General features: G+C 55.7%; 9 protein-coding genes and 2 pseudogenes. 2 read left to right on the forward strand and 9 right to left on the reverse strand.

What is annotated here, in order from left to right; all coding sequences use genetic code 11:
- The 5 genes and pseudogenes from V7676_RS16815 to V7676_RS16835 all read right to left on the reverse strand — a co-directional run.
- Positions 1-357 (reverse strand): annotated as a pseudogene (locus V7676_RS16815) (integrase); the annotation flags it as partial.
- 116 nt (positions 358-473) lie between these two features.
- A pseudogene (locus V7676_RS16820) lies at positions 474-1,115 on the reverse strand (ArdC family protein); the annotation flags it as partial.
- 188 nt (positions 1,116-1,303) lie between these two features.
- Positions 1,304-3,274, reverse strand: coding sequence for a ParB/RepB/Spo0J family partition protein (locus tag V7676_RS16825; RefSeq protein ID WP_100093302.1), 1,971 nt, complete (start codon positions 3,272-3,274; stop codon positions 1,304-1,306).
- 139 nt (positions 3,275-3,413) lie between these two features.
- On the reverse strand, positions 3,414-7,661 hold the full coding sequence (locus V7676_RS16830) for a strawberry notch-like NTP hydrolase domain-containing protein (RefSeq protein ID WP_442955462.1): 4,248 nt from the start codon (positions 7,659-7,661) through the stop codon (positions 3,414-3,416).
- 81 nt (positions 7,662-7,742) lie between these two features.
- Positions 7,743-8,654: a DUF7146 domain-containing protein gene (locus V7676_RS16835; RefSeq protein WP_240616880.1), complete on the reverse strand. Its 912-nt coding sequence runs from the start codon at positions 8,652-8,654 to the stop codon at positions 7,743-7,745.
- 140 nt (positions 8,655-8,794) lie between these two features.
- Here V7676_RS16835 and V7676_RS16840 point away from each other — a divergent pair, with 140 nt between their 5' ends.
- On the forward strand, positions 8,795-9,418 hold the full coding sequence (locus V7676_RS16840; protein WP_442955463.1) for a lytic transglycosylase domain-containing protein: 624 nt from the start codon (positions 8,795-8,797) through the stop codon (positions 9,416-9,418).
- A gap of 483 nt (positions 9,419-9,901) precedes the next feature.
- On the opposite strand, the gene V7676_RS16845 is transcribed toward V7676_RS16840, so the two are convergent.
- From V7676_RS16845 to V7676_RS16860, 4 genes are all read right to left on the reverse strand, one after another.
- On the reverse strand, positions 9,902-11,053 hold the full coding sequence (locus V7676_RS16845; RefSeq protein WP_100093300.1) for a DUF2235 domain-containing protein: 1,152 nt from the start codon (positions 11,051-11,053) through the stop codon (positions 9,902-9,904).
- Between the two features lie 83 nt (positions 11,054-11,136).
- The gene (locus V7676_RS16850) at positions 11,137-11,808 is read right to left on the reverse strand and encodes a hypothetical protein (protein ID WP_123906260.1); all 672 of its coding nucleotides are present in this window, start codon (positions 11,806-11,808) and stop codon (positions 11,137-11,139) included.
- Positions 11,795-14,044 (reverse strand): Mov34/MPN/PAD-1 family protein, encoded by a 2,250-nt coding sequence (locus tag V7676_RS16855; RefSeq protein ID WP_100093298.1) that lies wholly within the window; start codon positions 14,042-14,044, stop codon positions 11,795-11,797. The genes V7676_RS16850 and V7676_RS16855 overlap by 14 nt, the downstream gene beginning before the upstream one ends.
- Positions 14,044-15,219 carry a hypothetical protein gene (locus V7676_RS16860; RefSeq protein ID WP_100093297.1) on the reverse strand — a complete coding sequence of 392 codons (1,176 nt, stop codon included), beginning with the start codon at positions 15,217-15,219 and terminating at the stop codon, positions 14,044-14,046. The genes V7676_RS16855 and V7676_RS16860 overlap by 1 nt, the downstream gene beginning before the upstream one ends.
- Positions 15,220-15,383: 164 nt before the next feature.
- Between V7676_RS16860 and V7676_RS16865 the strand changes: the two genes are divergently transcribed.
- Complete coding sequence (locus V7676_RS16865; RefSeq protein WP_335660770.1) at positions 15,384-16,349, forward strand: WYL domain-containing protein; 966 nt, start codon at positions 15,384-15,386, stop codon at positions 16,347-16,349.
- The last annotated feature ends 10 nt before the right edge of the window (positions 16,350-16,359 follow it).

Here is a 16,359-nt window from a genome sequence, read left to right on the forward strand (position 1 = left end):
CAGCCGCGCATTCCAGCGCTGGGCCGTCTTTGGTATACTCAAGGCCAGATTTGCCGAGGTCGCCCCGCACGCGAACAGATATTGGAAGAAGGTCCGCAAATGGGTCGTCACTGTCTTGTCGCGATATGGCGTCCTGCGCGCCAATATGTGCTGCACAAAGTTGGTAGTGTCGGCGGCGCGAAGGCGCGTCAGGTCGATCATTCGGCTCCCGAAGCGGTGATCGAGGAACCGGTTGGCGAAGCGAAGCGTGTGGTAGATGGTGCGCGGACTGAGGCCTCGCTGCCTTACAAGATAGTCCTCAAAGTCCATCAGCAACGCTGCTCGTGTGCGCTGTATCTCGTTAATAGATTCAGTCATAATCATCATACTCCATATTGTTGGAGCAGCAAAGATAATGCCGAACGCCCTTGGCGGTATCATACTGAAAGCCGCCTTTCTTCGATGCGATGCGGCATAATCCCGGTTACGGCATTATGCGACAATTCATGGGCCAGTGTAGCGTAATAATGATCATAGCCATTAAACAATTCTGGAAGCGGCATGGTGATCCGGTCGGGCCCTGACTGGTAATAAGCCTCGCAGCCCTGTTGCCGAATATTGGCACCGATGGACGCGAAAAAAGTGTCGAGTTCAGCCATGCGTCCTTCCGGCTCTACTGCCGGTACTTCGGCTTTGGGGTGATATAATTCCGGTAGGCCATCGCATTGGTCGGCATTGAATACACTATAGGCTTTGAGAACGCGCCGCGTCTCTTGCGTATCGCCGCCATCGGGCTCTTCCACGTCCTTTAAATAGCTTTTGTAGAAGATGGCTATCGCCGACTTCTCGCCCTTGCGGACCTGTCCGCCGAGCTTCGCGCATTGGCGATATGTCATCCAATAGGGCGAACCAAATCCTTCAGATTCGGCTACCATCCAGAGCCAGAAAACATTCATGCCTCGATAGGGCGTTCCGCAGCTGCGCAAGGGCCGGGAGAGAGGAATGCCGAGCCATGGCTGAACCCAGGGCTTGGTGCCGGTTTCCAGTTTTTCTATAATCGCAGCTGTAATTCGCTGGGCAGGTGACACTGCGTTTCGCCGTGAATGGCGGCGGTTAGAGGCTTTTTTCTTATACATGGCTTTTCTCCTGAAATCTCCGGACGAGATTGTCCGGTTCATGTCGGCAAAAGCCTCTCTCTCCTCTTCCCTCTGGATTGGTACCGGGCTTGTGAAGTGCGGCTGATCGATGCGGCCAAGCGAAAAGGCGGCCCATCCAGATGTGGATGGACCGCCTCAGCCGAGCAAACAAACCTGTCAGGAGGACGTCAGGCCGCTTGGTCGGCTATCTCCTTGTCGCTGGCATCGTGAGCGTCCGGACAATCAGCTGAATCGCCTGCGGGGCTAAGCGGCGGGAAAGCCATGACAGCGGGCACCCATGCCAATGCGCGTTCCTTCACGCCTGCTTCGGCAATGAAGTTGCCGGAGAAGATGCGTTCGGCGGTCGCAGCCAGATCTGCCTTTTTGGATGCGGCGTAGCGGCTAACAAGTTCAGGTCCGCCGACGGCATCGAACGCCTCAAGGGTGCGCGCCTTGGGTATCCGGTCAAAATAATTGGCTGCGGTTGGCCGCCACCAATGCGCCATTTCGATACCGAGCATGCTGCCCAGACAGTCGTGCAGCGGGTTCTGGCGCTCGCCAGTTACAGCCAGGCTGGCAACCAGCGTCCGTGCAACCACATGGCTGAGCCATTGGCTGCGGGCATCGTCTGTAAGACCGCGGAACAAGAGGAAGCGAGCGACTTCTCCGTCACCGCTTCGCCAGCTTTCGTCCAATGCAGCCGATGTTTCTGCAAGCGCTGCGGTGGCTGGCGCGTCCTTGGCCTCAAATCCCGTCACTGGGCCATGTGCGACTGGCCCGGAAATTGTAAGCGCCTTGGCCCTCTGCCAATCATGACTATCCTGGTCAGCGAGCGTGAAGACCATAAGATCGAGCGCAAGCGCAGGATCACTGGCAAGATAGAGCGCGAGTATATCGCGGCGCTGCATCGAGAGTTCATCAAGAAGGCGCTGGGACAATATTGCAGGTTTGCCTGCATCTTGGGATCCACTTTCGACGGGCTCAAGCGCGCAGTCGTTCACATTATCCGGTTCACTTGCGCTATAATATTGGGGTACCAGCATCGGTTCGCCCTCGCGAGAGAGGATGAGGAACGCGCCCGCATCTTGTTTCAGCTCTTCGGCAAGAATGGGTGGGCGATTGCTAAGGGCGCGCAGTTCCTTGTCGATTATGGCAAGTTCGGATTCTGCCTTCATCACCTCGTCTTCGGCGCTATCCTCATCTTCCAAAATCGCTGCCTGGACGTCGTAGGCCGCTTCGAGTTCACCCAGACGTGCCGCTTCGTCGGCTTCCAACGGGGCTGGTTCAGCAGGAAGCCGGGTAAGACCGCCTACGAGCTCGTGGCTGACGTAGCAGTCGAGTGTCGGTTTGACCCAGGCAAGACCGGTTTCGCCGGCTTTTGCTTGTGCCGCTGCGTCCATGGCCCTGGCTGCCAGTTCCTCGAGTAAAGTGATATCGAGCCAGCTCTCGCTTGCTTCGTCGTCAAACAGTTCGCGCTCAATGCGGCCACCAGCAGCAATATAGGCGTCGCGCCCGACAAGAATAGCCCGGGGATCGTTGCCGCGTACGCTGCGTTCGAGTACCATGCGGCGAATACTGTCGGCGGTGATCTGATAATAGGCGTTCTGAACCTCGGCAAATACTTGAGCTTGCCGATCGATATCCGAGGTTGCTCCATAGGCTTTGGCGATATCCAGCGTGATTTCTCCGGCAGCCAGACTTTCAAAGACGCAAGGCGCAAGCGCAGCGAGCCGCAGTCTGCCCTCCACAAATCGCACGGTGACGCCGAAACGGCGCGCAACATCCGCTGCACATGCGCCCGCTTCGATAATTGCTGCAAAAGCCTGCGCTTCGTCGGCGGGGTTCATCTGCAACCGCTGAAAATTCTCCGCAAGGCTGGCTTCGCGCATTTCGTGCTCGTCGCCTTCGATCACCAGGCAAGTGACCGGCATATTTTTCTTCAACACGCCCTCTTCGGCCAAAGACTTCAGGGCTGCCAGACGACGGCCACCGGCTTCGACCTCGAATTTTCCGCGCCGTGCTTTGCGGACAAGAAGATTCTGCAGCAGACCACGCGCTGCAATATCGGCTTTCAACTGCGCGTCAGCTGCTGGATCGGAAGACTTGCGCACATTGCGGGGACTGGGAACGAGTTTGTTCAAGGCAATAGACTGGATCATGATATTTACTCCTGATTGAGATGGACGAACCAGCCCGAAAGGCGGGTTCATAAACCCCCCGAGCATCGCTCTTCTTTCAAGGCTTTTGGGGCTGGTTTTACGCCGGTTCGGCTCAATTTGGTGAAAGCGCTATGACCAGTCAGACCGCGAGATCGGCCAAAATGCTGGCAGCCTCATTCGTCGGCACGAATAGCCGCGTGCGGTAGCGGATAATTTCGGTGAAACAGCCCTTTGCCTTATACCAGTCGAGGCGCTGGGGACTGAAACCAGTAAGCTCAATGCGCTGCGATCCATTGACCAATGATCGCTTCACATCGAGCGCATCTTGGCTGGCGAGCGCTATGGGCTTGCCATTTGTCATGACCAGATTTGCGATATCGCTGGCCGGAACGCTGCCTGAATGCGCAAGACCGAAGCTTTCTGAAATCGCTGCAAGATCGGCGGCATCAACCTGCCTGCCAATCAGCGCGCGTCCATCCTTGGCAACAATACGAGCGACGTGGATATGCTCGTCGCCAAGCTTGTTCCAGACCGGCAGGAGCAGCCCGGTGGTCAGATATATTCTCATGTGCTCGCGGCGCCTGGTGGCCTCTTGTTCTTCGGCGCGCCAGATGCGCTCGAATGATTCAAGGTCGACAGGCTCCCAGAGGCTTTCGCTCAGCGCTTCGATTGTCCAGTTGGCAGATTTGAGCGGACGCAGGAGACGTTTGCGCTCAGTCACTGATCCGTCATCGTTGATGATACGGCGAGCCGGGATAGCAAGCGCGGCGGCGCCCGAGCGTGCATTGCGCATAGGCTGAACATGGGGCGACGACAGGTCATCCAACCCCGCCAAACGCTCAAATCGTAGCGGATTGAGTTGCCGCTCGGCATCGAGACTGAGCAGATGCGTGGTCGCGCCCGATACCGGATCGGTGCGCAGCAGCTGATCCGAAACAATCGCAAAATTATCGACCGCGATCGTTTCGATGCCAAGATCGAGCGTTCCGGCTTCGCGGGCGGCTTCGATGCGCGCCTCGATGAGCCCCAGATATTCATCGAAGATGGCGTTCTGGATGGCGATCGGCAGCGCAAGGATGCGGTTCAGCCAGCGCTGGATCGAGGGCAGATTGTCAGTGAGGCCGCCATCTGGGTTCTCAAGCCTCAGGCCTGTCAGCTCGCAGAAGCGGGCAAAAGAGACCGCTTCTAGCTTCCCGTCATAGAGCAAATGAAACCAGCGAGTCAGCGCATCGCGAGCATAATCGCTTTCGAGATTATCGGCCGGATCAAAAAGATTTTGACCGCCGGTTTGTCTTTGGCCCCGGGTGAGCGCACCCAGCGTATCCAGACGCCTCGCGATTGTCGATATGAAGCGGCGTTCGCCTTTGACATCGGTGGTTACAGGCCGGAACAAAGGCGCGGAGGCCTGGTTGGTCCGGTTGGTGCGGCCAAGGCCCTGAATGGCGTTGTCCGCCCGCCAGCCCGGCTCGAGCAGGAAATGGACCCGGCGCTGCTGGTTTTGGGCGTTTAAGTCCGCATGATAGGACCTACCGGTGCCGCCAGCGTCTGAAAATATCAGGATCCTCTTGGCCCCGTCCATGAAGGCCTGCGCCTCCGTGAGGTTTGAGCGCGGCGACCGGCGTTCGAGTTGCTGCTGGCCTTTGAGGTCGGTTATCAGCCGGCGGGTGCGTCCGGTGACTTCGGCAACGGCCTGTTTTCCAAAATGATCGATCACTGCGTCGAGCGCAATGGCAATGGGCGGAAGCGCACAGAGCTTCTCAATGAGCTTGTCACGGGCGGCAACCGCGCGGCTGCAAAGAACGGGATTGCCCTGCGCATCGCTCATTGCTTCGGAACGTAGATTGCCTTCCTCATCAGTGAACAGCTGCATCAAGCGAACCGGAAAGCTTTTGGACAAATAGTCGATCACATATTCGCGGGGCGACAGGTCAATGTCGAGGGCTTCGCGCTCTTCATCGCTGAGTTCGGCGATCCGCCGATCGAGCATTGCTTCCGATGTCGATACCAGCTGGATGACGACCGATTTGTCATTTGCGAGCACCTGTTCGATAGCCGGAATTAGACTCGGGAGCTTCATCGAAAGCAAGAGCTGCGCAAAGAAGCGCTGCTTAGTGCCTTCGAAGATGGACAGGGCCGCTGCCTTGGCATTGCGGTTGAGCGTATCACCGCTGTCCTCGTCAACCACGCGTGTTGCCTCAAGTGCTGCTTCCAGATTTTGATGGATGATTGACCAGGCCGCTGAATAGGCATCGTAGACCGCGATCTGCGCAGCGGTAAGTTGATGCTCAAGAATTTCATATTCGACGCCAGCAAAGGAAAGCGCTCGGGCAAGATAGAGGCCTTGAGCTTTCAGATCCCGGGCAACCAATTCCATTGCCGCAATACCGCCCGCGCGGATACTGCTCAGAAAGTCGTCATAGGTCGCAAAGGCGGTTTCTGTGCCCCACAGACCAAGACGCGTCGCATAGCCAAGATTGGCAATATCCGAAGCACCGGTTGCCGAAGCATAGAGGACACGTGAACGCGGCAGGAGATTTTGCAAGCGAAGGCCTGCTATTCCCTGTTGGGATCCCTTGACCGGTCCGCGGCTACCGATGCTGCCAAGCGCATTGGCCATCGCATGGGCTTCATCAAAGGCGATAACGCCCTCGAAATCACCTCCGGCCCACTGGATTATCTGATCAAGTCTTGTGCATTCCATCCGGCCCGAGCGCAATGTCGGATAGGTCACGAACAGGATGCCTTGCGAGCTTCCAACCTTTTGACCAAGTTTCCACGCCGACAAGGGCTGGATATCGAGCGGCAATCCGCCAAGGGCCTGCCAGTCCCGCCGCGCGTCCTCGATCAGCGCTTCGTTCTTGGATATCCAGATGTGGCGGCGCTCGCCCGCAAGCCAGCGGTCCATGATAATCGCAGCTATCTGACGGCCTTTGCCAGCGCCGGTTCCATCGCCAAGGAAAAAGCCTTGACGGTAGCTGTGACCATCTTCGGCTATTGCTAACTGGCTGCCTTTATCATCGGGTGCAAATCTACCAGGCAAATCGCGTGCGAAGGCGGCGCTTGCATAGATGAGTGTTTCGCACTGCGCCTCCGAGAGGAGCTCCATGTCTTTCCAGCCAGCAGGTAGCAGAGGGTTTGCGGTGACAATTGGCGCTGGGACCGAACCCATCGCAACCGATTCCACCAGCGGCGTCGGGTGCGGCGGTGCTTCTTTTATCGATACGCGGCTTGGCCGGTAGGGCAGATAGATACCCACCTGCTCGGGCAGTTCCGCCGGGTTATCAAGAACAACATAGTCGAGGGCCTCGCAAACGGCAATTTCTGCGCCCCGGTTCGCAAAGGGTGCCAGTGGCCGGTTGCGTCGTTCAACGCTCGGCGGCAGATATGCGTGGCGAAGCACAGGTGGCGCAAAGTTCGGCACAGCAGAAGATTGCCGACCGGGCAGGGCTGCGATAGAATCATGAAGTGCGCCGAGCGATGCCACCAGCTGTGTGTCAGCGGCCTCCCTATTGCTGCCCTTGTCGATCACAACCAGGCGCACCGACACGCCGGTACCTACTTCGCGAAAGGCTCCCTCGATGACCAGATCAAGAAGCAGCCCTGCCGGATCGTTACCTCGAACAAAGTCTTTAGCCTTGAAGCTTTCGGGCATGATTGCAACGATACGTGCTGTCGGCGATGCCAGACGAAAAGCAGCGCGCAGATGACGCATCGCCGTCTTGGCGTCCTTGCCGCGTTCGGCGCTCTGCGCAAAGGGTGGATTGATGAGTACAACGTTTGGCCGAGGCGCTGCGGGAAGAAGGTCATCGATCAGCTCGCCGTCATGGGCTGAGATAGCAGCGCCCGGAAAAAGCTCGCGTAGAACAAGTCTGCGCGCAGGATCAATCTCGTTGAGGAGTACAGGAATTCCTTGGATAGCTGGCCAAAGCGCCAGCATACCCGTGCCGGCCGATGGTTCGAGGACAAGGTCAGCTTTCGAGAGCTGCGCTGCCTTTGCCATAAGCCAGCTGAGTATCGGCGGCGTGGAAAATTGCTGAAGTGTATTTTGCTCCTCGCTGCGCACATGGCGGGGCGGCAGTGCGGAATTCAGCCATTCAAGCCTGGCTTCAACTTCTGCCAATGGAGAATTGCTCCCTATCCGGCTGCGGTCTCTAAGCCAGAGCAGCGCGCCCAGTTCGATCGCATGATTGCTGTCGGCGATGGACCAGGAATGCGCCGCATCACTGCCGCCTGTTGCGGTTTGAAAAAATTCATTGATATCATTTCGCTTGAGATGCCGCCCGCAGCTAAGCGCATAGGCTATCTGCTGCGCAACTTTAATGAGCGCAGGCATAGTGGTGCCAGCAGTGGATTCGGGGTTGACAAATAGGGATGTCTGGAAATTCATGAGTGGCCTCCTGAGGTTTGCGCGACCGGCCTGACGCTATTGTCAGACCCATGGTCACCCCTCAAAAAGCCTGCTTTCCTCTTAAACCTTTCGCCGCGCCGTCCAGTTCACCAGCTCGTCATTCCAGTCAGTTCCGGGCAATGATGGTGTGCGGACTAGAATGCGGCGACTACCTCGCAAATAGGCTGACTGGCCTCGTTTCGCGGCGAGGTCACCGCCCTGGTCGGCATCGACGAAGAGATGTAGCTCGGTCACACTTTCCGGGATGGCAACAAGACCAAAGCGCTCGTTACCAAGCGTTGCCCAGCAGGGAATGCCGGTGAGCGCGCACGCTGAGAGCGCGCTTTCCACACCTTCTGCCAAGCCAAGACAGCCATCTTTTGGAGGAAACAGACGAACTGCGCCTTCGCCGAGGCGACCAAGCGCGCGCTTGGGTTTTTCAAAACCAGCTTTGCAGGGAAGCGTTTCATCCAGAAAAGTCCGGTGAACGGCAATGACACCTTGGTCGAGACTGACAGCTGCAATCATGGCCGGCAGAAAACGGACCATCCCTTTCGGGCCCAATGGTGTTTGGGCGTTAAAACGCAGCATTGGCGATGAGGCCAATATGCTCCGGGCTTCGAGATAGGCTTTGGCGCGTGTGCCAGAGATATACCCGGCTTCGCGCCATATACGCAGCGCCGCACGTGATGGCCGGACGTTCGCGCGCGCGGGTCCATCGAACGGTACGCTGCCGCCATCGAACAGATCGCGCTGATCCACGCCTTGGTGCGCCAGGGCAGTTAGCACTTCGCTCTGCGTACAGCCCGCGAAACAGTGAAAGAGTATTGCATTTCTACCGATACTCACTCCGAGCGATGGCGTGCGATCTTGATGCGCAGGGCAGCAGGCCATTCCCTTGGTACTTGACCAGTGGCCGTTCAATTTTTTGCAAAGATCACGAGCCGTTTCTTCGAGAGACGACCGGGACTGGGCGCGGACAATTTGGGACATGGGGAAGCATCCTTCTAAACAAATCTGATCCCCCAATTTAAGCTCACTCCCCTCTTCGGACCCACAGAAAGCGTTTTCCTACAGATCAATGTTCATATTATGTTCTTATTTGATTCGAAGCAATATGGAGATCAAATATGCTGAAATTATATTGGGTTTTGTTGCCTGTCGCGGCGCTTCTCGGCGGCGCGACATCCGGTGAAAATATGCAGGAAAATGAAACAGGAAGCGCGGAAGGGCTGCTTCCTTCGACTGGACAATTTGAACTCTTTCAACACGATATTTGGCCGAGAAACGATGTCAGCTCTGATGCTGGAGATATTTATGTCGAGCAAGCTGCTCAGCCCATAACTCACTCTCCAACTCGATCGTCGTTTCGAGAGAAAATATATGAAGCTGCAATTCGAAAAGCCGAATTGCGCCATGGTATTCCAATCGGGTTGCTGCAGGCATTGATCTGGCAAGAATCGCGCTTCGATCCAATGGCGATAAGTCCGGCTGGGGCAGCTGGCTTGGCGCAGCTAATGCCGGGAACGGCTCGCTATCTCGGCGTAACCAACCGGCACGATCCCAATGCCAGCATTGACGGGGGTGCACGATACCTAAAGGAAATGCTTGGGAAGTTCGGGGCAATCCATCTTGCGCTTGCAGCCTACAACGCCGGTCCCGGAGCAGTTGCACGTGCGAGGGGAATCCCCAAAAATCGCGAAACACCGGGATATGTTAGAAATGTCATTTCCCGCTGGAAAGCTATTGTTGGTTGAATTGGGGGTCCGAATTGCTGAGAGTCGTAATTGGCTTACTAATTCTATGACGCTAAGCCGCAGTTATCGGAGTCTCAAACGCTGTCTTTTGTCAACCAACATAGTGACAGGTTTCGCCCCAATTTCGGTCGTTGCAGCCCTCTCGCCACATACCCGAAGCGGACGTCGCCTTCTTTCCGGTAGAACGGCTACAAGGCATAAAACTATGGAACGGCCGATTTCGGTAACTGGCGAGTTCGAAATGGCCATTCCCAATTTCAGCCTCGCTTATGGCTGAAAATTGAGCATGACCGGATAGGAAGCGGACCAATCATGTTCAGGGGCAATTGGATAAAGGAGCACGGTGATCGATGCCCCTAACCGTTTATGACCGCTGAAATACCGCTTAATGTCGCTGCACCACAGTGATGCAGCAACTAACGTGCGTCTATTCCAATTTGAGATTTCTCAACGACTTGCACACAGACGAAAGGCGCAAGTGGCTTACTTCGATTCAAGTAACGGCGTTCCATCAATAGCAACGGTCCCTATCGTTTCTGCTATCTCGACCTTATAAAGTTCTGCCCATCTTTGAAGGGATACCGGTCGATAATCATCGCGCGATCGCCATCTTTCAAAAACGGTTTCATCGATCGTTTCGTTAATCGTCGTGTGCACATTCCCAGCCCCGTCCTTATAAGGTTGCGCTCCAATTACGCGGTGAAAACGTTTAACAAACTTGCGATACGTACCTTTCATGAATGGTCGATAGGAGTCAGTCACATTGGCTGCAAAAATATCACCATCAAGCTCAACCTGAAAGCGGAAGCACAAACCAAGGCTCGAAGCCTTTTGAAGTATCCAACGAAGTGGAGGTTGTGCAAGAAAATCGAGCTCATAGCCGCCGCCGACGTTTCCATGGGCTCCAGCAAACCATCGCTGTTCGACACTGCTCAATGACCGAGGTGCAGCCATAATGCCCTGCCGCGCCGACCATAATGTAGGGGCAAATGACTTCCTATGCTCATCGATCGCGAGCGCGTGGAACCCGTGCTCAATTGAGCGACGTAATCCTGTATGAAGCCAATTCAATGTACTGCGGCTTACTCCTTCGATCCCAAAAAACGGCAAGCCCAATGCGCCGACCGTGTCCCAGACGCCGACCATTTTAATCGGAACCCGTTTGGAATATTTCTTTAGCAATGATTCTTCTGTTGAAATCTCTAACCTTTGCGAAAGACGCTCTTCTTCAGCGTCTGCGTCGAGCAAATTCCAGATTGTTTCCTCTTCCGGACGCTGATACCTCGCTAGTATTTGCCGGGTGCTTATGGGTGAACCGGGCTTTAGCAGCCCGTATTTTGCTATCAATCCAGCCAAACTTCGTGCGGTGTAAGCGCCGCGACTAAACCCGAAAATGAAGATTTCATCACCGTCGTCGTGCTTCGATATTAGCCATTCGTAAGCCTCCAGAACATTGTCGACGAGGCCCTTCCCAAACGTACCGCCAAAAAACCCGTTGACACCAATGTCGTAGCGCGCGAGCTGTTTGCAGCCGTCTGCTCCCTCTTCAGCCAGAATAGCGTGCGTTCTCCAAACGTTAGTGTTGTCGTCGCCCTGGTTCCAGGTCCCGTCGAGAAAAATTGCGATTCGCTTCATCTGAAATACCTCTCGTGCTCGGAGTCTTGTTTGTGTTTATATCAGGTCGGTCGTCGCAAGATTCGGATGATGCTGGCGACGAATCATGAAGCAACAGCGGTCTCCGGCTGTGCGGCGCTGAGCGCCAGCACATGTTGTACCATGCGCAGGCTGTAGTTCTTGGCCGCGATCGCACAAAACAGATATGTCGCAAGTAAGAACAACCCGTAAAGCATCGACCGGCCAGCATTGTCGGTGGCGACGAACGCCAGTAATGAGAGCGGGACAACGAGAAGGGCGGTAATGGTCCCAATATCGCGGGCTGCGAGATATCGCCGGTGTGAATCGCAAACGCCCACATCATCGCGCAACGGCTTATAAATCCTGTAAAACAGCTTGTTCTGTTCCGCTGCATCGCTTGGCAATTGTCCCAGTCTTGCCGACAGGCCGTCCATATCGACGTGGCTTGCGGCGGGGCCGATGCTTGTGAATGCACGGCATCCCGGCAGTGGATTTTGCCAGCGCAAATGAATGATGCGATCACGCCAGTTCGGCGGTACCAACCCAAGAAGGACGAGCGAAGCAATCACAATCAGGCCGAGAGACATCGACCCGGGAAGGGCCACTGCCTCCAGCTTATGCAAGAAATCCGATACGCTGCCTTTGATAATTTTCGCAGGCTCGAGTGCAATCCATGCAAAGCCCGCGATATGCGCAATCATTGCGGCCCTGATTAGCCAGGCATTTTGCTCTTTCAACGACTTAGGCTCGCTCACCGTTGTTGTCCTTCCCTAAAATCGCATGGAATCTTCTGGGTGTCACTATAAGCAGTACGGATGGCGGCGTTCGGTCTACCTTGAGATCCGCTGCGGTCTGCCAATCGACAACTGAAGGTCCTTCGTCGGAAAGATGGCTATGCCACGTCCCCACGTCGAATAGCGTCTTGCCGCTCATCTCATGGCGTTGCTCAATTGCGTCCTTCAAGCCCTCCTTGCCCAAGACAAACAAACTGGCGGAACGTGTACTGTCAGGCGGTGCATTGAGCAAATCGACGACCGTCACCGTCTTGAGCCGTTCACTGGAAAGGCCGATGAGTAACCCACCCGTTTCCGCTGAGTGAAAGTCTTTTGCCTCGCTGCGTATCCGATCAGCGATTTGAGGCGCAATGCGAAGCTGCCAGCCGCCGCTTTCCTCGATCATCACTGTTTCAAATGGCGCGACGAGACGTCGCTGCCATCTTGTGGCGGGTGTATCGGGTTCGCTTACACCGACTACCAGCAGCCCCTCGTTAGCCAATTGGTCACAGCTGTGGCCGATTTGGCGGAACAGGCCTGCCGTCATCATCGAAATTTGCGCATCGTCAATAGCCATGGTCAGCGAGCCGCAGCCTTGGCCGATCTGGACTTGCTCCAAGCCGAAATCCGGGTCTGATATGAGCTTCATCGCCTCTGGATCATCGCAAGAGGCGTAGAACTCGGCAATCAGGTCACAATGACTTGGATTATGGCCTTTCCCGTCGACGAACAAATATCCGATCCGGCCCTTGCCAAAAAGTGCAGCTTCAGCATAGCGAGTGCGTTCGCGAGGAACCGCCGATGCGGCGATGGCCTCACGCACCGAAAGCGAACCGGTGGCATTGATTGCCATACCCGTATTTTTCGGCACGAGGTTGGGCCGAATGCTTTCAGTGCGCAATCCGGCTGCGATATCGCCGTTGTTGACCGCAGGAACTTGCCCGAAAGGGAACAGTTCCTTCGCCAGGGCATCCGCTTTCTCCGAAAATACCCGGTCTGCTCCTGCTGCGTGCCGCGCCATGTTATGCGGCCGTAGCCAGCCTGCATCGCTTATCGCAGTGATGGATTGGCCAGCGCGGACGGCATGAAGCGCAAGTTTCGAACCGACGCTTCCGCACCCCAAAATAGCCAGCGACGGCCTTTCTGGAACATCGGACATTGTTCGCAGCAACTCTCCGGTAAGGGACTGGACGTGGGCAATAGGTTCGACCGGCCCGTCTTCGCCGCCTCCAATCAGCTCCGTGCGATTTTCGCAAGGATTGATCTCGAGCATATAAGGCAGAAGCTCGATGCAAGAGTCCGAATGGACCAGCGGAAACGGCCGCCTTACACATAGGATGATGGCGATGGGAACAGTAGCGCCGAGCACGCGCTTGTTCCATCGACGGTCCAAGTTGCTGAGAAGCATATCCAGCCCCCGCGAACATCCGTAAATTTTTGCACGCCTGCGCAAATCACCCAGCATCGACACATCTTCCGGCGAATATTGGTCGCATATGTGTGGACGCCCGTCAGGTTGCTTATCAGGCCAGATTACAGCCGCGATGGTATTTCCGCGACCGTCGGCTTCCGAATATGCAAATTGGTTCTTGTCTTTGCGGTCGAGCGGCTTGCGTTCGGCATCGCTCGTAATTAGAAATCCGGCGCTGCCGCCTTTACCGTAGCGAATATACTCCGCGCCCCAGATGACGCATCCTCCGCTTTTCGTGACCGTTTTGCGCGCAGCTTGTGCGTCGCAGATCAGGATGCTTCGCATTTCGCGACGCAGCATCGGCTCCCAGCCATGCGCCGGATCATTGAGGTGATCGATAGCGGCCTTTCGCAACCAGACTGCCAATTGTTCGATTAGATTATATACACCATATTCTACCAAGCCATATTGCAGGAAAAATTCATCCGGATCGCCATCGATCAGACAGGGACGGGGCGGGGAGGTGTTCGGACCTGGCAGCAAGTGCGGAAAGTGCCTCGGGAAATCGTCGCGCAGCGTGACGCGCGGCGATTTCCAAGGATAGTCGTCCGGTAGATGCAACATGACCGGCTCCACGGTTCGCACGCCAGTCACGCTTATGTTGTCGGCCTTATAGGCTATAGGCATTTCCACTTTCAGTTCGATGCGGACCAGCTTGTCGTCCTGTATTTTACCGCTAGCAAATTCCGGATGCGCAGCTGCAATCCGCAGCAGCTTTTCTGCATGCAAGGGGCCGGCATCGGGCATTAACGATTGCCGTGCGGCCGCGCATGCGCGGCGGTTGCGGCTACGCCGAGCGCTGCCGCAGCAGCCTTGACAGCATTTTTGACAACCTTGATGGCTCCACTCGATCCGATTTCATATTTTAGCGGCTGTTTTTCGTCGTCCCAGATATCTGTCACGCAAATGAAGCGATCATCGTCATCTTCTACAATAGAAATATACTCCCGCTTGGCCCGGTCGCTGGGCGGATCGGCATCTTCGGGATCGATATGCTCGCAGCTTGCGACGACGATCGCGCCCTTCCTTATCTGGCTGAGCGCGCTGCGCGCGCCTTCGCAAACCTCTGCGTCCTCCCCGTATGTCGAATAGCTGTCGTAGCTAAGGCTGTGCCAGGAGCAATGATGGGGCGCCTGCAATATGTCATATTCGAGCCAGTCTGCGTGATCCATGCCATGCGTGTCCCACAGGCGTTCCCATATTGCGACTTCCGCATCACCGCCAGTCAGAAACCGGCATTTGTCCGCATGACCGTCGCCGCGGAGAGAAAAGCGCAGGATGATCGACGACCGATTTTTTGCAAGCAGTTCGTCCAATTCTTCATCGTCACCCTGCGGCAGGGGTGCGAGCAGCCGCGCCTCGAATGCCCCGGCCGATGCCCGGTTCAGCGTCGTGACCAATTGCTCAGCCTTGGTGACAATGGTCGGGATATCGTCTGTTTTACCGTCGATATCTTCGCCCATGATCTGGATGCGGTCCCCGTCGGCACCGAAGCTTCCCGTATCGCGATGCAATTTGACGCGCCTGCGAGCCTCCTTCGCCCAGGCATTGGCATCGCTGCACAAGATATGATGTTTGGAGCTCCGACGAAAAACAATGGGTGACGACCACATTTCCCGGATCAGAATCTTGTCATAGTCCTCGTCCCATTCGTCAGGCGGCCCCAAGTGAAAGTGCGTTTCGAGACCGCAAACATGGTCTTTGTCCGGATGACTGAGGAGGAAACCATCGACAAAGAGCCTGCCCTTTTCGTCGCGGGAAAGCTCACCGCGCAGCTGTGACATCACATCAGGCGTATCGTCGTCTTCATCGTCCGCGGCCTTGCGGACATGCAAGTCAATAAGAAGCTTCTGGTCATTGTCCAAAGTGACCAGGGTCATATCCCCGTTGCAAACGGGGAAAAATGTAATCGAAGTTGTCATGTTATTCCCTTCAGCCTGAACCTTGTTAACCGATGTTGCCGTCCGCCGATTGTCGCCCTATCGCAATTCTCTGTTGCGCCTGGCAGCGACTCGTGGCACCCTTCTATTTATTAGATGGGTAAAGTTTTTAGTCCCGTCAAGTTTTTAGGATGGTATTATTTTTTATGAGTGTAACGGATCCAGCATCGCAAGCATCTTCAACCCTCAAATGGGGTCAGTTGAAACGGCTTGAATTCATCGAATTCCGGCTGCTTTGGGAAGGGAGGGTTATACGCCGCGGGCTGCGGGAAGCTTTTCAGATTTCAGAACAGCAGGCTTCGCTTGATATCGGTCGCTATCTCGACGCCGCGCCCGACAACATGGCCTATGATCCAATCGAGAAGGCGTATGTCAGGCAGCCCAAATTTGCACCGAAGTTTGTCGGGGATTTCACCGACCGATACTTACTGCAGCTTCATGCCGTCCGAAGCGGCATCATGGCAAAAGAAGACAGCTGGTTCAAAAAAATGCCTGCCGCCAAGGTTGCTGCTTTGGCGCATAAGCCGACTCCATGGCGATTTATCATGGGTGTATTGGACGCGATCAGATCCGGCAGAGAGGCAGTAATCGAATATCGCTCGCTGACAGGAACAACCGAAACGCAAAAGCACATCGCGCCTCATGCGTTGGGGCACGGGGCGGGGCGTTGGCATGTCAGGGCCTGGAGCCGGGAGCATGATAGTTTTCGCGATTATAATCTTGATCGGATAGCAAGCATCAAGCTGCTTGATCGATCAACGGTGAGTTCGGAGTGCGACAGGGCCTGGCACACCGAATTCGAGATGATCATCATCCCCAACCCCGCTTTACCGCAAGGCTATCGCGTCACGATTGCCGAAGAACGCGGCATGGTGAACAATGAGCTGCGCTGTAGCCTGCCTGTCAGCATGTGCTTCTATCTCGACATCGAGTATCTGCTGGATCTGGCGGAAAAGGTCGAATTTGGCGACGGAACCGGACAGACGGTCAGGGCCGAACGCTTTCATTTGAAACTGAAAAATCGCAAGGCTTATGAGATGGCGGTCAGCGCAGCCAAAGCCGAAACCCGGGCCGCTCTCGATGCAGCGCGAACAAACGCGGATATCTCCTGAAATGAAATCG

The sequence above is a fragment of the Parasphingorhabdus sp. genome (genome assembly GCF_036963805.1).
Lineage (GTDB): Bacteria > Pseudomonadota > Alphaproteobacteria > Sphingomonadales > Sphingomonadaceae > Parasphingorhabdus.